Origin of the sequence: Saccharothrix texasensis (assembly GCF_003752005.1) — a bacterium.
Lineage (GTDB): Bacteria > Actinomycetota > Actinomycetes > Mycobacteriales > Pseudonocardiaceae > Actinosynnema > Actinosynnema texasense.
In genome coordinates this window covers 2831736-2849720 of the sequence record NZ_RJKM01000001.1, presented here as the reverse complement: position 1 = coordinate 2849720, position 17985 = coordinate 2831736, and the positions used below count along the sequence as shown (strand labels likewise).

17 protein-coding genes and 1 pseudogene are annotated in these 17985 nt (G+C 72.6%); 13 read left to right on the top strand and 5 right to left on the bottom strand.

What is annotated here, in order from left to right; all coding sequences use genetic code 11:
• Window positions 1-39: 39 nt before the first annotated feature.
• Window positions 40-1509, top strand: coding sequence for a chymotrypsin family serine protease (locus EDD40_RS11150; protein ID WP_123747945.1), 1470 nt, complete (start codon window positions 40-42; stop codon window positions 1507-1509).
• A gap of 722 nt (window positions 1510-2231) precedes the next feature.
• On the opposite strand, the gene EDD40_RS11140 is transcribed toward EDD40_RS11150, so the two are convergent.
• Window positions 2232-2804 (bottom strand): TetR/AcrR family transcriptional regulator, encoded by a 573-nt coding sequence (locus EDD40_RS11140; RefSeq protein WP_123742839.1) that lies wholly within the window; start codon window positions 2802-2804, stop codon window positions 2232-2234.
• A 73-nt stretch (window positions 2805-2877) separates the two neighbouring features.
• Here EDD40_RS11140 and EDD40_RS11135 point away from each other — a divergent pair, with 73 nt between their 5' ends.
• The 12 genes and pseudogenes from EDD40_RS11135 (at window position 2878) to EDD40_RS42560 (ending at window position 14596) form a co-directional block, all read left to right on the top strand.
• Window positions 2878-4017, top strand: coding sequence for a hypothetical protein (locus EDD40_RS11135; RefSeq protein ID WP_123742838.1), 1140 nt, complete (start codon window positions 2878-2880; stop codon window positions 4015-4017).
• A 186-nt stretch (window positions 4018-4203) separates the two neighbouring features.
• Window positions 4204-5004 (top strand): annotated as a pseudogene (locus EDD40_RS11130) (S1 family peptidase); the annotation flags it as partial.
• A 90-nt stretch (window positions 5005-5094) separates the two neighbouring features.
• Window positions 5095-5367 (top strand): proprotein convertase P-domain-containing protein, encoded by a 273-nt coding sequence (locus tag EDD40_RS44780; protein ID WP_425471340.1) that lies wholly within the window; start codon window positions 5095-5097, stop codon window positions 5365-5367.
• A 117-nt stretch (window positions 5368-5484) separates the two neighbouring features.
• Window positions 5485-6783 carry an FAD-dependent oxidoreductase gene (locus EDD40_RS11125; protein WP_123742837.1) on the top strand — a complete coding sequence of 433 codons (1299 nt, stop codon included), beginning with the start codon at window positions 5485-5487 and terminating at the stop codon, window positions 6781-6783.
• A gap of 35 nt (window positions 6784-6818) precedes the next feature.
• Window positions 6819-8348 (top strand): sensor histidine kinase, encoded by a 1530-nt coding sequence (locus EDD40_RS11120; RefSeq protein WP_123742836.1) that lies wholly within the window; start codon window positions 6819-6821, stop codon window positions 8346-8348.
• Window positions 8336-8977, top strand: a complete 642-nt coding sequence (locus tag EDD40_RS11115; protein ID WP_123742835.1) for a response regulator transcription factor — start codon at window positions 8336-8338, stop codon at window positions 8975-8977. The genes EDD40_RS11120 and EDD40_RS11115 overlap by 13 nt, the downstream gene beginning before the upstream one ends.
• 76 nt (window positions 8978-9053) lie before the next feature.
• Window positions 9054-10124, top strand: coding sequence for a hypothetical protein (locus EDD40_RS11110; RefSeq protein WP_246037594.1), 1071 nt, complete (start codon window positions 9054-9056; stop codon window positions 10122-10124).
• Window positions 10121-10918: a hypothetical protein gene (locus tag EDD40_RS11105; RefSeq protein WP_123742834.1), complete on the top strand. Its 798-nt coding sequence runs from the start codon at window positions 10121-10123 to the stop codon at window positions 10916-10918. The genes EDD40_RS11110 and EDD40_RS11105 overlap by 4 nt, the downstream gene beginning before the upstream one ends.
• Window positions 10915-11247, top strand: coding sequence for a hypothetical protein (locus EDD40_RS11100; RefSeq protein WP_123742833.1), 333 nt, complete (start codon window positions 10915-10917; stop codon window positions 11245-11247). Before EDD40_RS11105 ends, EDD40_RS11100 begins: the two co-directional genes overlap by 4 nt.
• The gene (locus EDD40_RS11095) at window positions 11244-12335 is read left to right on the top strand and encodes a hypothetical protein (RefSeq protein ID WP_123742832.1); all 1092 of its coding nucleotides are present in this window, start codon (window positions 11244-11246) and stop codon (window positions 12333-12335) included. Before EDD40_RS11100 ends, EDD40_RS11095 begins: the two co-directional genes overlap by 4 nt.
• A gap of 267 nt (window positions 12336-12602) precedes the next feature.
• Window positions 12603-13361 (top strand): bestrophin-like domain, encoded by a 759-nt coding sequence (locus EDD40_RS11090; protein WP_123742831.1) that lies wholly within the window; start codon window positions 12603-12605, stop codon window positions 13359-13361.
• Window positions 13358-14596, top strand: a complete 1239-nt coding sequence (locus EDD40_RS42560; protein WP_211348144.1) for an NHL repeat-containing protein — start codon at window positions 13358-13360, stop codon at window positions 14594-14596. The genes EDD40_RS11090 and EDD40_RS42560 overlap by 4 nt, the downstream gene beginning before the upstream one ends.
• Window position 14597: 1 nt before the next feature.
• Here the strand turns inward: EDD40_RS42560 and urtE are convergent, their stop codons facing one another.
• Genes urtE through urtB form a run of 4 tightly spaced genes read right to left on the bottom strand, consistent with a single transcriptional unit; the run spans window position 14598 to window position 17969 of the window.
• Window positions 14598-15293, bottom strand: coding sequence for an urea ABC transporter ATP-binding subunit UrtE (urtE, locus tag EDD40_RS11080; protein WP_123747942.1), 696 nt, complete (start codon window positions 15291-15293; stop codon window positions 14598-14600).
• Window positions 15293-16042: an urea ABC transporter ATP-binding protein UrtD gene (urtD, locus tag EDD40_RS11075; RefSeq protein WP_123742830.1), complete on the bottom strand. Its 750-nt coding sequence runs from the start codon at window positions 16040-16042 to the stop codon at window positions 15293-15295. Before urtD ends, urtE begins: the two co-directional genes overlap by 1 nt.
• Complete coding sequence (urtC, locus tag EDD40_RS11070; protein WP_123742829.1) at window positions 16039-17097, bottom strand: urea ABC transporter permease subunit UrtC; 1059 nt, start codon at window positions 17095-17097, stop codon at window positions 16039-16041. The genes urtD and urtC overlap by 4 nt, the downstream gene beginning before the upstream one ends.
• Window positions 17094-17969, bottom strand: coding sequence for an urea ABC transporter permease subunit UrtB (gene urtB, locus EDD40_RS11065; protein ID WP_123742828.1), 876 nt, complete (start codon window positions 17967-17969; stop codon window positions 17094-17096). Before urtB ends, urtC begins: the two co-directional genes overlap by 4 nt.
• Between the last annotated feature and the right edge of the window lie 16 nt (window positions 17970-17985).

The following is a 17985-nucleotide window of genomic DNA, read 5'->3' as shown; positions in this document are numbered from 1 at the left end:
AATGCCCGTGTTTCCCATCCACCGAGCAAGGAGATGTCCGTGGGTAGAGCAAGGGGCTTGGGGGCCCTGTTCGCCTCGCTGGTCGTCGCGGCGACCGTGGTGAGCGCGACGGGAGGAGCCACCGCCGCGCCGTCGGCACGTGCCGCGCTGGACCCGGCGGTGGTCGCGGAGTCCGTGCGGTACCTCGTCGACAACTACGGCGTCAGCGAACGGGAGGCGCTGCGCCGGCTCGACCTCCAGCAGGAGTCGGTGCGCCTGGACGGCGTGCTGCGCCGGGAGAACCCGGCCGAGTACGGCGGCATGTGGCTCGACCAGACCTCCGGTGAGCTGGTGGTCGCCATGACCGACCCGGCCGCCGCGAGCCGGCGCCTGGCCGAGTCGCCGGACCGGGCGCGCGTCCGGACCCGGGTCGTGCGGCACTCGTTGGCCGACCTGACCGACGCCAAGGACCGGCTCGCCGCGAAGGTGGGCGCCGGGGCCGACGCGGTGTACCTGCCCGCGGTCGACGAGCGTGCCAACGAGGTCGTCCTGTGGGAGCGCGCGTGGGTCGCGCGGGAGAAGGCCGCCGTCGGGGCCGCGGTCGCCCGTGAAGGTGACGTGGCACGACGGGCCGTGGCCGACGAGTCCGGCGTGACCGTGCGGACCAGGGTGCTGCCCAAGCCGAACCCGCTGGCGGCCACGTACCCCGACCAGGGCGTCTGCCACCCGCTCGCGTGCCAGAACCACGGGCCGATGCGCGGTGGTCTGCGGCTGGACATGAAGCGGGACAACGGCACGTGGGGCGGCTGCACGGCCGGCTTCAACCTGCGCTCCACCGGAGGCGGGCACCCCGGCAAGGCGTGGGTGCTGACCGCGGGGCACTGCATGGCGACCAAGACCAACAACACGCCGACGCAGCACAACGGCGTGCCCGTGCTCCAGCAGCACGGCATCGAGCGCAACGCCTACCCGTACGACTACGCGGCCCTGCTGTACGTCGACACCCCGACCCGCGAGACGTGGCTGGAGAACCACACGGGCCGCAACCGGGTCCTGAAGTACTGCCGCAACGGCGGCACGGACAGCAACTCCGACACGCCGTGCGGCGAGCAGGCCACGTCCGCTGACGAGCACATCACCGGCACCCACGCGTTGGCCCAGGTCAAGGCGGGCTGGGTGGTGTGCGCCACCGGTTCCGGCTCCAACGCGGCCGACGACCCAGGCGCGATCGACAGCGGAGCCGGGAAGGGCTACCTCGTGGGCACCCGCTGCGGCCGGGTCCTGTCCACCGACGTCGGCATCAACACCGACCTCTGCGCCCGCCCGGGTGACAGCGGCGGACCGCTGTTCAGCCAGGTCGACCACACCGCGCTGGGCATCCTGGAAGGCAACCAGCAGTCCCGCACGGGCGCCTGCGCCTCCGGCGAGCTGAACAACTACGTGCCGATCGACACCATCCTGACCGACATCCAGACGCGCTACGCGAGCCTGCGGTCGACCTTCGCGGTGATCACCACCCCGAACGGCTGACCACCGGACCCGGCCCGTCTTCCCCGGCGCGGGGGAGACGGGCCGGGCGCGCCGCACACCTCATCCGGTCGCCGCGGGCGAGCAACCCGAGCTAGGCGCGGGTGCGGCCCACGTAGACGTCGCGGGCCCGGTAGCGGGTGTCGGTGGTCGGGCCGGAGGTGCCGGACGAGCCCTCCACCCGGAGGTTGATGACGATCCACATCGGTGTGCCGACGAAGCCTCGTACTCCGGGATGTCGCTCCCCGGCGGCCACGAGTTGACGCCCGTGAGCCAGAACGCGGGCCACGTGCCGCGTGCGGACGGGGCCTGGAAGTCGCCGCGCACCTCCCAGTTCGGGAACCGGTCGTCGACCAGCACCTGCTGCCGGGCGTGCACCGCGCCGGAGTGGTGGCGGATCGGCAGGTGCGGGTCGGCCGAGCTGTTGCCCTCGTCCCAGGTGATCCGGGTCGCCTCGACGACCAGCGTGCTGAAGCTCGCGAACGAACCGTCTATGACGGTGTCCCAGGCGGCAGCCCCGCCCGACGCCGGACGCGCGGAGGCCGGAGGTGCCGAGGGCGGCCAGGCCGGCGCCGCCGGCCACCAGGAGATCACGTCGACCCAGGGTCGCGGAAAGTCCTTTCCTCGACGGTCAACGGTTGCGTGCAGGAGAGGTCGCGGAAACCGTGTCCGTTGTGGACGGTCAGGGCCTGGCTGGTCGATCGCACACCGGAGGGTGGAGCGGCTCAGTAGTGGCGGATGCCGTTCGACAGGGTCCGGGCCCACGGCGCGTCGACGTCGTCCGCGCGCGTCGCCACCACCAGGTGGCACAGCATGCCCGTGGCGAAGAACTGCTGCACCTGCTCCTCGCTGCCGCCCGACACCCCGCGCACGTACTCGACCGTCCGCGCGACCCCGCGCTGGAAGACCTCGCGCACGGACGGCTCGGAGATCGCCGCGCACTGGGCGTGCATCTGGACCAGCAGGAGCGTGCTCTCCTCGGAGATCAGGTGCGCGTAAGCGTCGCCCATCGCGGACAGGACGTCCTCGGGCGTGCTCCCCTTGGCCTCGGCGACCCCGTCCGCGAACCGTTCCCGGACCCGCGCGAAGCTGTGCTCCACCACGGCCAGGAACAGGGCCTCCTTGTCGGGGAACAACCGGTAGACGTAGGCCTGGGAGATGCCGGCCGACTTCGCGACCTCGCCGGTGGTGGTGCCGTAGTAGCCGCGGGCGGCGAACGCGCCGATGGCGGTGCGCAGGACCGTCTCGCGACGCTCCTCGGCGGTCGACAGTCGACGTTCGCTCGCTGCGGCTGGCACGAGTGTAATCAACCACTCACACCTGTCGGAAGTCAAGTCGGTCCCGGTGTCGGCGCACGTTAAGGTCGCCTCCATGTCCCGTGGTGTGTTAGTGCTGGTCTTCCTGCTGGCCGCGTGCACGTCGTCACCCCCGTTCGCCGCGTCGCCGAGCACCGATCAGCCCACTGCCACGTCACCGACGACCACCACGACGACGACCGCCGCCGTCACCACCACCGTCACCACCACGACGACCCGGTTCACGCCCCCGCCCGCCGGCAACCCGGACGGCGGCGTGCCGGTGCCGCCCGAGGCCGCGGCCGCGGACACGTCCCGCCCCACCCGGGTGATCGGCGACGGCACACCGGCCGGGTGCACGTCCCAGGCCGTGGTCGCGGCGGTGGCGGCCGGCGGGGTCATCACCTTCGAGTGCGGTCCGGAGCCGGTCACCATCACCATGACCGTGACCGCGCAGGTCCGCAACGACGCCGCACCCGAAGTCGTGCTGGACGGCGGGGGACTGGTCACGCTCAGCGGCGCGGGACAGCGGCGGATCCTCTACCAGAACACGTGCGACGAGGCGTTGGGCATCACGACGTCCCACTGCCAGGACCAGGACCACCCCCGGCTGACCATCCAGAACCTCACGCTCGCGGACGGCAACGCGGCCGGCGCGGCGGAGGGCGGTGGCGCGGTGTTCGTGCGCGGCGGTCGGGTGAAGGTGGTGAACTCGACGTTCCTGCGCAACCGGTGCGGCGCGACCGGGCCGGACCTCGGCGGCGCGGGGCTGCGCGTGCTCAGCCAGTCGGCGGGCCGGCCGGTGTTCGTGGTCGGCAGCACGTTCGAGGGCGGCACGTGCGCCAACGGCGGCGCGTTGAGCAGCATCGGCGTGTCCTGGGTCGTGCTGAACAGCCTGCTGCGCAACAACTCCGCCACCGGCGACGGCGCGAACCCGGCCCGCCCCGGCACCCCGGGCGGTGGCAGCGGCGGCGCGGTCTACGCGGACGGCAACGCGTTCACCGTCCGCATCGCCGGCAGCGTCTTGGAGGACAACAAGGCCAACGAGGGCGGCGGCGCGGTCTTCTTCGTCAGCAACGACCGCTCCGGCACGCTGGCGGTCGAGTCCTCCACGCTGCGCCGCAACCCGAGCGCCGGCTTCGAGACGCCGGGCTACCGGGGCATCTTCTTCCTCGGCGCGGCCGAGCCGACCGTCACCGGCTCCACCATCCGGTAGCGCGGCAGAACCACGCCTTACCACGGGCCACACCGCAAGAAGTCCCGTCGATCGACGGATTGTGAGCAGGCCGTCCGCCGCGCACGATGAGTCGCCGGCAGAGGGGCCGGCTGGATAGTTCCCTGCGATCTCGACGTCCGGCCACCCTGCGAGCACGACCCCGGCCGGGCGCGGGAAGGATCAACCGTGCGCGACACCTTGAGAAGGACGCTCGCCCTCGCTGTGGGCGTCGTCGCCGCCCTGGCCGCCTTCGGGGGCCAGGCGCTCGCCGCTCCACCGCAACCGGACACCGGCACACCCACGCCCATGGTCGTCGGCGGCACCCAGGCCGCCAAGGGCGAGTTCCCCTGGATGGTCCGCCTGTCCATGGGTTGCGGCGGTTCGATGCTGACCGACCAGCTGGTGCTGACGGCGGCGCACTGCGTCAGCCGCACCGGCAACAACACCTCCATCACCGCCACCTACGGCGTGGCGGACCTGCAGGACACGACCCGCGTCACCCGCACGTCCACCTACGTGCACCGCTCGGCCACCTACGACACGGCCACCGGCGGCGACTGGGCGATCATCAAGCTGGCCAGTCCCATCACCGGCGCGGCGCTGCTGCCCATCGCCACCACCGCCACCTACAACACCGGCGTGTTCACCGTGGCCGGCTGGGGCGCCACGCGGGAGGGCGGCGGCCAGTCCCGCTACCTGCTCAAGGCGAACGTCGACTACATCGACGACACCACGTGCAAGAACTCCGACCCGTACTACGCGGACCTGATCCCGGCCGCCGAGCTGTGCGCGGGCAAGCTCGCGGGCGGCGTCGACACCTGCCAGGGCGACTCGGGCGGCCCCATGTTCCGCCGCGACAACAACGGCGCGTGGGTGCAGGTCGGCATCGTCAGCCACGGCAACGGGTGCGCGCGGGCGGAGAACCCGGGCGTCTACACCGAGGTGAGCACGTTCGCGGCGGCCATCAACCAGGCGGCGGCCAACCTCGGCGGCACGCAGCCCCCCGGCAAGGTCTTCGAGAACCTCGACAACGTCACCATCCCCGACGCGGGCGCGGCGGTCTACAGCAACGTTACCGTGAGCGGCATCGCGGGCAACGCGCCGTCCACCCTCAAGGTCGGCGTGGACATCAAGCACAGCTACAGCGGCGACCTGGTGATCGACCTGGTCGCGCCGGACGGCTCCACCTACCGGGTGAAGAGCTCCAGCAGCTCCAGCACGCCCGACGTGGTCGCCACCTACACCGTGAACGCCTCGTCCGAGGTCGCCAACGGCACGTGGCGGCTCAAGGTCCAGGACGTCTACAGCGCGGACACCGGCTACGTGGACGCCTGGCGGCTCACCTTCTGATCGACCGCCGCACGACCCCGGCAGGCGGCCCCGCCCGGAGCACCCGGGCGGGGCCGCTCGTCGAGGTCCGCACAGCGGAAGAAGCACCCGGGCGGTCGGCGCTGTCACAGTCGCCGGATGACGCATGCGGTGGTGTTGGGCGCGAGCATGGGCGGGCTGCTGGCAGCGCGCGCGTTGGTCGGCTCCTACGACCGGATCACGGTGGTCGACCGCGACCCGCTCCCGGAGGACGGCGGGCACCGGCGCGGTGTGCCGCAGGCCAAGCACTTCCACACGATCCTGTTGCGCGGCGAGCAGGCGCTCGACGGGATGTTCCCCGGCCTGACCGACGAGCTGGTCGCCGCGGGAGCGCTGCGCGTCGGGTTCAACGTCGACGCGCGGTTCGTCCTCGCGGGCCATCCCATGGTGCGCGCGGACACCGGCGCGTCCGACATCCAGACGACCCGGCCCATGCTGGAGGGCGCGGTCCGGGCGAAGGTCGCGCAGCACCCCGGCGTGCGGCTCCTGCCGGAGCACGACGTGGTCGGCCCGGTGTTCGAGAACGGGCGGGTGGTCGGCGTGAAGGTCGCCCGGGACGGCGCGGAGGAGGTGCTGGCCGCCGACCTGGTGATCGACGCGATGGGCCGGTCGGGTCGGGCACGGGCCTGGTTGGCGTCCCTGGGCCTGCCGACGCCCGCCGAGGACCGGATCGAGGTCGACATGATGTACGCGAGCCGGCTGGTGCGCCCGCCCGTGCCGTTCCCGGACAAGCTGGTGCTCGTCGGCCCGGTGCCCGGCCGGCCGACCGGGTTCGCGTTCGCCGCGCAGGAGCACGGCCAGTGGATGGTCACCCAGGTCGGCATGGCGGGCGACCACCCGCCCACCGACGAGGCGGGTTTCCTGGCGTTCCTCGAGCGGTCCGCGCCGCCGGACGTGCTGGACGCCGTCGCCGCTTCGGCACCGCTGACCGGGATCCGCACGCACCGGTTCCCGGCCAGCCTGCGCCGCCGGTACGAGCGGCTGCGGCAGTTCCCGCCCGGCCTACTGGTCTTCGGTGACGCGATGTGCAGCTTCAACCCGATCTACGGCCAGGGCATGACCGTCGCGGCGATGGAGTCCGAGGCGCTGCGTAAGTGCCTGCGGGACGGCGAGGCGGACCTGGCGGGCCGGTTCTTCCGCGCCGCGGCCAAGATCATCGACCCGGTGTGGCAGCTCAACGCGCTCGGCGACCTGGCGCTGCCGGAGATCACCGGCCACCGGTCGCTGTCCACCAAGGCGCTGAACCGGTACGTCGCCCGGCTGCAACGCGTCGCCACGCACGACCCGGTGGCCGCCACCGCGTTCATCCGCACCATCGGGCTGCTCCAGCCGCCGTCGTCGATCCTGCGCCCGGACGTGCTGGCGCGCGTCGTGGTCGGGGGTGTGCGCCGGAGCTGAGCCGGCCGGTCCGCCGGCCCGGCTACCTTGGGCACATGCTGCTGCCGTTCGCGATGTTCGCGGTGAGCGCGGTCTACGTGATCGCGGGTGTGCTCAGCCGCCGTGCGCAGCCGCGCAACCGGATCGGGCTGCTGTTCGTGCTCGTCGGGGTCGGCTGGCTGCTCGACTACCTCGTCGGCGACGGTTCGATGCTGCTGATGCTGGCCGCCAAGGGGTGGCCCTCGCTGCTCGGGCACGCGCTGGTCGCGTTCCCGACGGGCAGGCTGCGCACGCTGCCGCGCCGGCTGGTCGTCGGCGCCGGGTACGCGGAGAGCGTGGTGCTGACCGTGGCCGCGGAGTATCAGCGCCGGCCGTGGGCCGCCGAAATCGTCGAGTCCGAGACGATGATGACCGGTGTCGTCGGCATCTCCATGCTGGTGCTGCAACTGCACCGCTGGCGGTGCAGCAGCATCGCGCAGCGGCGGACCCTGACCGCGATGCTCGGCGCGACCGCGGTCGCGATCCTCGCGTTCGTGGTGTGGGAGCCGGTGGAACGCGCCGGCCTCGAACCGCCGTACGTGGTGCTGACGCTGGCGCTGAGCGGCATCCCGTTCGCCTACCTGGCCGGGCTGCTGCGCCGCCGGATGGACCGCGGCGAGGTGGCCGACCTGGTGGTGCGGCTCAGCGGCGACAACCGGCGCGACGGCGTGCAGGAGGCGCTGGCCGCCACCCTGCACGACCCCGGCCTGCGCGTGGCGTACTGGGTGGCCGAGCAGGAGCGGTACGTGGACGTGGACGGGCGGCCGGTCGCGCCGGACTCCGCGCACACCAGGGTGGACCGGGCCGGCGCGCCGGTCGCCGTGCTGCTGCACGACCCGGTGCTGGACCTGGAGCTCGTGGACGCCGCGTGCGCCGCCGTCGGCCTGGCGCTGGAGAACGAGCGGCTCACCGCCGAGCTGCGGGCCAAGGTCCGGCAGCTGGCCGAGTCGCGAGCGAAGGTGCTGCGGGCGGTCGAGGACGGGCGCCGGCGGCTGGAGCGCGACCTGCACGACGGCGTCCAGCAGCGGCTGCTGTCGGCGGCGATGACGTTGGGGCTGGCCGAGACCGTGCCGCCGGAGCGCGCCAGGGCGCTCGCCGCGGAGGCCAAGCAGGCGGTGCTGGCGACCATCGACGACGTGCGCGCGGTGTGCCACGGCATCCACCCGCCGGTGCTGACCGAACGCGGCCTGCACGGCGCGGTGCGCGAGCTGACCGCGCTGGCCGACCCGCGGGTCGACCTGACCCTGGACCTGCCGGACACCGTGCCGCCGCTGGTGGAGACGACCGCGTACTACGTCGTCGCCGAGGCGTTGGCGAACATCGCCAAGCACGCCGAGGCGTCCCGGACCAAGGTCGTGATCAGCGGCGGGGGCGGGCGGCTGGTGGTGGAGGTCGACGACGACGGGCGCGGGGGAGCGGACCCGGTGCTCGGCTCGGGGCTGCGCGGCTTGAGTGAACGGGTGGAAGCGAACGGGGGCACGATGCGGGTGGTCAGCGCGGAGGCGACGGGCACGAGCCTGCGGGTGGTGCTGCCGTGCGGGTCGTGATCGCGGAGGACTCGACGTTGCTGCGCGAGGGGTTGGCGCGGCTGCTCGCCGAGGCCGGGTTCGACGTGGTGGCGGCGGTGGAGGACGCGCCGACGCTGGTGGCGGCGGTGGACGGGCACCGGCCGGACGTGGCCGTCGTGGACATCCGGATGCCGCCGACGCACACCGACGAAGGCCTGCGGGCGGCGGTGGCGCTGCGCCGCCGCTACCCCGGGACGGGCGTGCTCGTGCTGTCGCAGTACGTCCGGGTGAGCTACGCGGCCGAGCTGCTGGACGCGGGCGCGGACGGCGTCGGCTACCTGCTCAAGGACCGGGTGTCGGACCTGGCCGAGTTCGCCGCCGCGATCCGGCGGGTGGGCGCGGGCGGCTCGGCGTTCGACCCGGACGTGGTGAGCCGGCTGCTGGTGCGGCGGCGCGACGACAGCGACGACCGGCTCACCGACCGGGAACGGGCCGTGCTCGCGCTGATGGCGGAAGGGCGCACCAACCAGGCCATCGCGCAGCGGCTGTTCATCGCGGAGCGGACCGTGGAGAAGCACTGCACCGGCATCTTCACCAAGCTGGAGCTGACCGCGAGCCCGCACGACCACCGCCGCGTGCTCGCCGTCCTGCGCTACCTCAACGCCTGAAAGGTGCGGTTAGCCGCACCACGCGGTGGGGGTGGCACGATTCCGGGGAGACCCCCGGCGCGAGCAGGCTCGTCCCATGACACCGGGGCGCGAAGCAGAAGTTGACGAACCGGCGGGGAGCCTCACCACGAGCAGGCGTCCCCGCGCCGACTACCGCACGGACCTGGTCACGGTGCTGCTCGGCACCTGGTTCTCGATCGGGTTGTTCCTCGACGCGTGGGCGCACTCCAACGTGCCCGAGCTCGAGTCGTTCTTCACGCCGTGGCACGCGGTGTTCTACTCGGGGTTCGCGGCGACCGGCGCGTGGATCCTCTGGGTGCTGTGGCGCAACCACCAGCAGGGCCTGCGCGGCCTGGACGCGGTGCCGGTCGGCTACGGCCCGGCGGTGGTGGCGCTGCCGCTGTTCGCCGCGGCGGGTGTCGGCGACTACCTGTGGCACACGTTCATCGGCATCGAGCAGGGCATCGACATCCTGTTCAGCCCGACCCACCTGGTGCTGATCACGTCGATGGTGCTGATCCTGACCGCGCCGCTGCGCACGCTGTGGAGCGACCGGGGCGTGGTGAGCCCGTCCCTGAAGCGGTTCCTGCCCGCCGGGCTGGCGCTGTCCTTCACCACCTCGCTGGTGCTGCTGTTCGCCGGGTACGCCGACGCGACCGTGTTCACCGGCGAGCAGGTGATCAGGGCGTTCAGCTTCGAGAAGGGCGCCAACGGCATCGGCCGGGCCGCCGAGCTGGCCGCCTCGGTCGTGGTCACCAACCTGATCATGATCGTGCCGCTGCTGCTGGCCGTGCGCCGGTTCCGGCTGCCGTTCGGCGCGGCGACCCTGCTCGCGTTCGTGGTGATGCTGCTCAGCACCGCGGTGGCCGACTACGAGAACATCAGCACCGCCATCGGGTTCATCGTCTCCGGCGTCCTCATCGACGTGCTGGTGCTGAAGCTGCGCCCGTCGGAGGACCGGGTCAAGGAGTACCGGATCTTCGCCGGTGCGGCCTCCTTCGCCACGTGGGCGGTGTTCTTCGCGACGGCGATCATCGACCAGGGCACGACGCCCAGCGTCACCGAGATGTGGACCGGCGCGCCGGTCATGGCCGCGCTGCACGCCGTGCTGATGGCGGTGGTGCTCGTGCCGACCGCCCGCCGGTGAGGGCGCTGCTGGCGGCGCTCGTCCTGCTGACCGTCACCGCCGGCCCGGCTCACGCGCACGCGGGCGGCCTCACACCGCAGGACCACCTGAGCCGGGTCACCGGCATCGCACCGCCGCTGCCCGGCGTCACGGCGGCGATGGTCAACCACGGCTCGCAGCTCGAAGTCCGCAACGGGGGCGACGTCCCGGTCACCGTCGGCGGCGGCGACCGGGCGGCCGACCACGTGATCGGGCCCGGCGAGACCTACCGCTTCCGCGACGAGCGCACCACCGCGTCGCAGTGGGAAGTGCCGCTCGACCGGTCGGTGATCGAGGGCCGGGTGGACGTCACACCGGGGCCGAACCCGTTGTGGTGGCTGCTGATCACGGTCGCGCTCGCCGCGGGCGGCTACCTCCTGGGCCGCAGGCGGGCGCTGCTCGCCGCGGGCGTCGTCGTGGTGACGGCCGCGCACGCGTGGCACGCGGTCGGCTCGGCGCTCGCCGTAACGGGCGGGTCGTTCGTGCCGCTGCTGCTCGGCGCGAGCGGCGTCGGCCTGGTCGCGTGGCCGCTGAGCGCGGTCGCCGCGGTGGCGGCGGTGCGGCGCAGGCCCGCGACGGCGTTCGTGGCGGCCGTCGTGGGCGCGATGCTGGTGGTGGCGGGGATACCGGACTTCGACAGCTTCCGGTTCTCCCAGCTGCCGTTCGCCGGTCCGGCCGACCTGGACCGGTTGCTCGTGGCACTCACCCTGGGCGGCGGGCTCGGCCTCGCCGCCGGCGGGTTCGACTACCTGAGAAGGACTGGCCCGACCACATGAAGACCGTTCACGCCCTGGTGCTCGCGCTGCTCGTGCTGGCCGGCTGCTCGTCCGGGCCCGAAGCCGCACCGCCCGCCGCCGACCCGCTGGTGCTCGCCCTGTCGGTCGACCAGGCCTCGCCGCAGACGGTGGAAGCGGTGCGCGGGCAGGCCGTCGAGCTGACCGTCACCAGCGAGGAGCCGGTGGACGTGCACGTGCACGGCGTCGACGTGCTGGCCAGGGCGGAGCGGGGGAAACCCGCCGTGCTGGCGTTCACCCCGGCGCGGACCGGCACGTTCGACGTGGAGGCGCACCCCGACACGCTGCTCGTGCGACTGGTCGTGCGGTGACGGTCCTCGCCCACGGGGTCGGCGCCCGGCACGACCTGCCGCTCCCCCTCGACCTGGTGCTGCAAGGCGCGGCGGTCGCGCTGCTGGCCTCGTTCCTGGCCCTGGGCCTGCTGTGGACGAAGCCCCGGTTCGACGCCGCCGAGCCGCGCCCCGACCGCGACCGGTGGCCGGTGCGGCTGCTGGTCGCGGCCGGGTTGGCGCTCGTGCCCGCGCCGGCGTGGCCGCACCTGGTGTTCGTGCTGCTGTGGGTGGGCGTGCCGGTGCTGTCGGTGCTGTTCGGCCCGGTGTGGCGGGCGGTCAACCCGCTGCGCCTGGCCGCCCGCGTCACGCTCGGCCGCGCGTACCCCGAACGGCTCGGCCACTGGCCCGCCGCGCTCGGCCTGCTCGCGTTCACCTGGGTGGAGCTGGTGTCACCGGCCGCGCTGCCGTGGTTCCTGGTGGTCCACGCGGTGGTGAACGCGGCCGGCGGCGTGGTGTTCGGCGGCACGTGGTTCGAGCGGGCCGACGGGTTCGAGGTGTTCTCGACGCTGGTGGGCCGGCTGTCGCCGCTGCGCGGCAACCCGTTCCGCGCGCTCGTCGCCACGCCCGTGCGGCCCGGCCTGGTCGCGGTGGTGGCGGTGCTGCTCGGCTCGACCGCGTTCGACAGCATCGGCTCCACCCCCGCCTGGGAACGCCTGTCCGTGCCGGACTCGGCGGGGCTGGCGGCGACCGTGGCGCTGGTCGCGGGCAGCTACCTGTGGGCCTGCCGCCCGTTCGGCGGGCAGCTCGCCCACTCGATGGCGCCGATCGTCGCCGGGTACGTGGTGGCGCACTACTTCTCGCTGCTGGCCGTGGAGGGGCAGCGGGCCGTCGCACTGCTGTTCGGGGTCGGCGGCTTCACCCCCGACGACACGCTCGCGGCGCCGGCCTTGGTGGCGTCGGTGCAGCTCGGGGCGGTGCTCGCCGGGCACCTGCTGGCCGTGGTGGCCGCGCACGACCGCGCGTTGCGGCTGCTGCCGCCCGCCCGGCACCTGACCGGCCAGGCGCCGTTGTTGGCGCTCATGGTCGCCTACACCTCGGGTGGCTTGGCACTGCTGTTCGCCGGCTGAGCGGAGATTTCCCGTCCCGCGACTGACAGTCGCGATCCAAACAACTCGATCGGGCTAGCCAATTAACTCGATGAGCTGGATTTCGCCGCATTTTCGCGGCTTCCGACTGGCGACGCTGGTGGTAAGGGGTGACCGTGTCACCTGACAGCTTGGGGTTTGCCGGCACTCGGATGAACGCACTTCTCACCGGATCGGGTCGATCACTAGCTTTCTGATGAGTGAATCGGCGGATCTGTGGAATTCATCCCGAGTGACGAAAGGGTGTCGATGAGCATTTACCTCACAGGTCTGCTGTGGGTCGGCGGCGCCGCCGTCGTGGCCGCCGGCATGGCGTACCTCATCCGCAAGTACGGCGAGCTGGAAGGTCGCTCGGCGAACAACGAGTCCGCGGGTCAGGTCTTCACGATCGTGGGCGGCCTGCACGCGGTCCTGGTGGCGTTCGTGCTCATCGCCCTGTTCGACGCCGTCACGCAGGCCGGTGACGCCTCCTACCGCGAGGCGGACGGCCTGGTGGCCGCCACCTGGGCGAGCGACTCGCTGTCCCCGGAGATCGGCGCGAAGGTGCGCGACCTGTCCCGCGACTACGCCGTCACGGTGATCGACGACGAGTGGCCGGGCATGACGGCGGGCACCTCGTTCGAGTCGGCGGGCTGGTCGCAGCTCGACGAGCTGCGCCGGGTCGTGGCCGAGGCGCCGACCACCGACGAGTGGCAGGTCGACCGCAAGGTCGAGGCCGCGAACCAGCTCTGGCAGGTGTACCAGGCCAGGCAGGAGCGGCTGGACGCGGCCGGCGGCGGGGTCAGCTCGGTGGTCTGGTTCGTGCTGATCGCGGGCAGCGTGCTCGCCGTGTGCCTGCCGCTGCTGTTCGGCGGGGCGCGCATCCGCACGCACGTGCTCATCGTGGCGACCCTGGCCGCGACCATCACGCTGCTGCTGTACGCCACCTACCAGCTGCAGAACCCGTTCGGCGGTGGCGCCGGGGTCAGTCCCGCGGCGTTCGAGGCCGCCGTGGAGCGATTCGGATGATCGAGGCGTTCGCGCAGGTCGTGTGCACCGTCATCCAGGTGGAGGCCGGGGCCCACGGCCCGTCGACCGTCTTCCAGGTGCGGCTGCCGTCCGGTGAGACGACCTCGTTGAACGCGCTCGACGTGCGGTTGAACGCCATCGGCTTCTCGGCCGAGCAGAACCTCGTGTACGGGTTGGACGACCGGGGCCGGCTCGTCGCCCTCGACCGCGCCGGTCGGGTGGTCGGCGAGCCGACGTCCCCGTCACCCCTGCTGCGGCACGCGACCGCGGGCGTGGTGGTGGACGAGCAACTGGTCGTGCGGGCCGGTCCGTGGCTGCGCTCGATCGACATCGACCCGGGCAGCCCCACCTTCGGCCGCGTCGTGCACGACGCGTGGCTGTGGCCGTGGGAGGGGGTGACGGTCGACGACTTCGACGTCAACCCGGACGACGGCCTGCTCTACGGCGTCGCCACGCACGAGCACGGCCACGGCGTGGTGGTCACCATCGACCCGCGCACCGGCAGGACGGAGGCCGTCCCCGGCGCGGGCCGGCTGCCCGGCGGCAGCGGCTACGGCGCGGTGACCCTGGCCCCGGACGGCGCGCTCTACGCCACGAACAACAGCAAAGGCGGCCGGAGCACGCTGTGGCGGGTGGCGCTGGACGGCTCGGGCGTGGTCACGGAGATCTCGTCCAGGACGGCCCTGCACACCATCGACTCCTCGGGCTGCCTGACCACCCTCCCCATCCCCACGACCACCACGACCCCGCCCACGACGACCACGACGACACCGCCCACCACCACGACGACCACACCGCCTACTACTACGACGACGACCACGCCGCCCACGACGAAGACGACGACCACCATCCCGCAGACGACGACCACCATCCCGCAGACCACCACCACGACCACGACCACGACGACCACGACCCCGCCGCCGACCACCACCATCGCCCGGACGACGACCACCACGGTCCCTCCCGAGCCTGCGGCGCCCCCGAACATCCCGCCGCCACCGCCGGAGAACCCACCACCGCCGGAGAACCCGCCGCCGGAGAACCCGCCACCCCCGCAGCCGCCGCCTCCGCCGCCCCCACCACCGGCCGACATCGAGGTGCCGGACCGGCGGGTGGAGACGTTGGCGCCGACCAACAACGTCCTGCGCGACCAACGGCGCTGGGGCCTGGTGGCGATCATCCTGATCCTGGCCGCGGGCGCGCTCGCCCGCCAGGCCGCGAGCAGGCGGCGGTAGGTCAGACGGCCAGCATCCGGCGCACCTCCTCGTCGTGCAGCTCCCGAGCCGCGCCCGCGTGCACGACCTCGCCCGCGTCCAGCACCACGAAGCTGTCGGCCAGCCGCAACGCGAAGTCCAGGTACTGCTCCACCAGCAGCACGGTCACGCCCGCCTCCCGGTGCAGCCGTTCGATCGCCGCCTCGATCTCGTCGATCACGGACGGCTGGACGCCCTCCGTCGGCTCGTCGAGCAGCAGCAGCCGGGGCCGGGTGATCAACGCCCGCGCGATCGCCAGCTGCTGCCGCTGACCGCCGGACAGGAAACCGGCCGGGCGCTTGAGCAACTCCCGCAGCGCCGGGAACACGTCCAGCGCCTCGTCCACCGCAGCCGGGTCGCGGTGCCCGGTGGCCTCCAACGTCACCCGCAGGTTCTCCCAGGCGGTCAGCTGCGGGAACGAGACGTGGCCCTGCGGCACGTACGCCATGCCCGCGCGCACCCGCAGGTGCGTCGGCAGCCGGGTGATGTCCTGCCCGTCGAACGTGATCCGGCCGGCCGTGGGCGTGAGCGTGCCCATCACGGTCTTGAGCAACGTCGTCTTGCCGACCCCGTTGCGCCCCATCACGCACACCAGCGACCCCGCAGGCACCTCCAGCCCCACGCCGAACAGCACCCGCGCCCGCCCGTAGGCGGCGTCCACCTCGGACACCGACAGCATCACGTCACCGCCTTCCCCTTGGCCCGACCCAGGTACACCTCGCGCACCCGGGGGTCCTCCTGCACCTCGGTGACGGAGCCCTCGCGCAGCACGTGGCCCTGGTGCAGCACGGTGACCTTGCGCGCGTACTTGCGCAGGAACTCCATGTCGTGCTCCACCACGACCACCGTGTGCGTCGACGCGATCCGGTGCAGCAGCTCGCCGGTGCGCTCCCGCTCCGACCGGCTCATGCCCGCCACCGGCTCGTCCAGCAGCAGGAGCTTCGGCCGCTGCACCAGCAGCATTCCGATCTCCAGCCACTGCCGCTGCCCGTGCGAGAGCACACCGGCGGGCTTGTCGGCCAACGCGGTCAGCTCCGCCGTCTCCAACGCCGAGGCCACCGCGTCGGACACCCCGCGCCGCCGGCGCAGCAACGACCGCAGCGGCAACCGGAAGCTGTCCGCGAGGTCGAGGTTCTCCACCACGGTCAGCTCCTCGAACACGGTGGCGGTCTGGAACGTGCGGCCGACACCCATCCGCACGATCCGGTGCTCCCGCCGGCCCACCAGCTCCTGGCCGCCGAACCGCACGCTGCCCGCCGCCGGTCTGGTCAGCCCGGTGACCACGTCGATCAACGTCGTCTTGCCCGCGCCGTTCGGCCCGATCAGGAACCGCAGCTCGCCCTCCTCGACGGTGAGGTCCAGCCCGTCGATCGCCGCGAAACCGTCGAACACCACGCGCAGGCCGCGCACCTCCAGCAACGCCGTCACGCCGCCACCTCCACCGGGGTCGGAGCGGTCCTCCCGCGGGAGGACCAGCGGTGTCGCAGCGAGTCGACGACACCGGCCAGGCCCTTGGGCGCGAACACCAGCACGAGCACGAACAGCCCGCCCTGCAGGTACAGCCAGCCCTCGGCGAAGTCCTCGCTGAACAGCGTCTTGGCGTAGTTGACCGCGATGGCCCCGGCGATGGCGCCCGCCAGCACGAACCGGCCGCCGACCGCGACACCGACCAGCAGCTCCAGCGACGGCACGATGCCGAGCAGGGCGGGGGAGATGATCCCGACCACCGGCACGAACAACGCGCCCGCCAGCCCCGCCATCACCGCCGAGACGGTGAACGTGACCGTCTTGACCACGGCCGGGTCGTAGCCGAGGAAGCGCACCCGGTCCTCGCCGTCGCGCACGGCCACCAGCAGCCGCCCGAACCGGCTGCGCACCAGCAGCTTCGCCACCAGGAACATCGCGCCCAGCAGGAGCGCCGTGATCGCGTACACCGCGCGCTGCCCGTTCGGGTCGGTGAGGTCCAGCCCGAAGAACCGGCTGAAGTTCGTCATCCCGTTCGTGCCGCCGGTCAGCCCCTGCTGCCCGATCAGCAGGATCACGAACGCCGCCGCCAACGCCTGGGACAGGATCGCGAAGTACGCGCCGCGCACCCGCTGCCGGAACACCAGCAGCCCCAGCAGGAACGCGACCAGACCCGGCACGAGCACCACCGCCGCCAGCGCGAACACCGGGTTGCCGAACGGCTTCCACAGCGCGGGCAGCTCCTCGACCCCGCTCCACACCATGAAGTCCGGCAACCCGCCCGGCCCGGCTTCCTCCAGCTTCAGGTACATGGCCATGGCGTAGCCGCCCAGGCCGAAGAACACGCCCTGCCCGAGCGTCAGCATCCCGCCCCGGCCCCAGGCCAGCGCGATGCCGACCGCGACGATCGCGAAGCACAGGTACTTCGCCAGCAGCCCGAGCCGGAACGGCGAGAGCGCCAACGGCGCCAACGCCAGCAGCACCACGCACGCCACGAGGGAGATCCGACCCCACGTCATACCAACGCCCTCCCCTTCAGCACGAACATGCCCTGCGGCCGGACCTGGAGGAACGCGATGATCGCCACGAACACCAGCACCTTGGCCAGGCTCGCGTCCGTCCAGAACTCCAGGTAGCTGTTGAGGAACCCGAGGGCGAGCGCCGCCAGCACCGCGCCGCGCAGCTGACCGAGCCCACCCGCGACCACGACCAGGAACGCGTCCACGATGTAGAAGGTGCCCAGGCTCGGGCCGACCGGGCCGACGAGCGTCAGCGCGACGCCCGCCACCCCGGCCAGCCCCGAGCCGAGCAGGAACGTGAACCGGTCGACCCGCCCGGTGGCGATGCCGCTGTAGGCGGCCAGCTCCCGGTCCTGCACCACCGCCCGCATCCGGCGCCCGGCGGGCAGCCTGGTCAGGTACAGCCACACCCCGACCACGCACACCACGGCGAGCACGATGATGAACACCCGGTTGTAGGGCAGCCGCACGCCGAGCACGTCGATGCCGCCCACCAGCCAGCCCGGCGCGGTCACCTGCACGTTCGGCGCGCCGAAGACGTCTCGCGCGAGCTGTTGCAGCACCAGGCTCACGCCCCAGGTCAGCAACAGCGTGTCGAGCGGCCGGCCGTAGAACCGCCGGACCAGCGACCACTCCAGCAGCAGCCCCATCACCCCGGCCACGGCGAACGCGACCGGCAGCGCGACGAGGAACGACTGGCTGGTCAAGCCCTGCAACAGGTACGCGGTGTACGCGCCCGCCATGATGAACTCGCCGTGCGCCATGTTGATCACGCCCATCTGGCCGAACGTGAACGTCAGCCCGAGCGCGATGAGCAGCAGCACCGCGGCGATGCTCAGCCCGATGGGCAGCTGGTTCGCCAATGCCCCCATGTGTCCCCTCGCCTCC

Bases quoted from the DNA above. Each gene is read 5' to 3' on its own strand.
- EDD40_RS11090 (WP_123742831.1), top strand. From the start codon at position 12,603: ATGAGCATTTACCTCACAGGTCTGCTGTGGGTCGGCGGCGCCGCCGTC.
- EDD40_RS11135 (WP_123742838.1), top strand. From the start codon at position 2,878: ATGTCCCGTGGTGTGTTAGTGCTGGTCTTCCTGCTGGCCGCGTGCACG.
- EDD40_RS11120 (WP_123742836.1), top strand. From the start codon at position 6,819: ATGCTGCTGCCGTTCGCGATGTTCGCGGTGAGCGCGGTCTACGTGATC.
- urtE (WP_123747942.1), bottom strand. From the start codon at position 15,293: ATGCTGTCGGTGTCCGAGGTGGACGCCGCCTACGGGCGGGCGCGGGTG.
- EDD40_RS11110 (WP_246037594.1), top strand. From the start codon at position 9,054: ATGACACCGGGGCGCGAAGCAGAAGTTGACGAACCGGCGGGGAGCCTC.
- EDD40_RS11100 (WP_123742833.1), top strand. From the start codon at position 10,915: ATGAAGACCGTTCACGCCCTGGTGCTCGCGCTGCTCGTGCTGGCCGGC.
- EDD40_RS42560 (WP_211348144.1), top strand. From the start codon at position 13,358: ATGATCGAGGCGTTCGCGCAGGTCGTGTGCACCGTCATCCAGGTGGAG.
- EDD40_RS11125 (WP_123742837.1), top strand. From the start codon at position 5,485: ATGACGCATGCGGTGGTGTTGGGCGCGAGCATGGGCGGGCTGCTGGCA.
- urtB (WP_123742828.1), bottom strand. From the start codon at position 17,969: ATGGGGGCATTGGCGAACCAGCTGCCCATCGGGCTGAGCATCGCCGCG.
- urtC (WP_123742829.1), bottom strand. From the start codon at position 17,097: ATGACGTGGGGTCGGATCTCCCTCGTGGCGTGCGTGGTGCTGCTGGCG.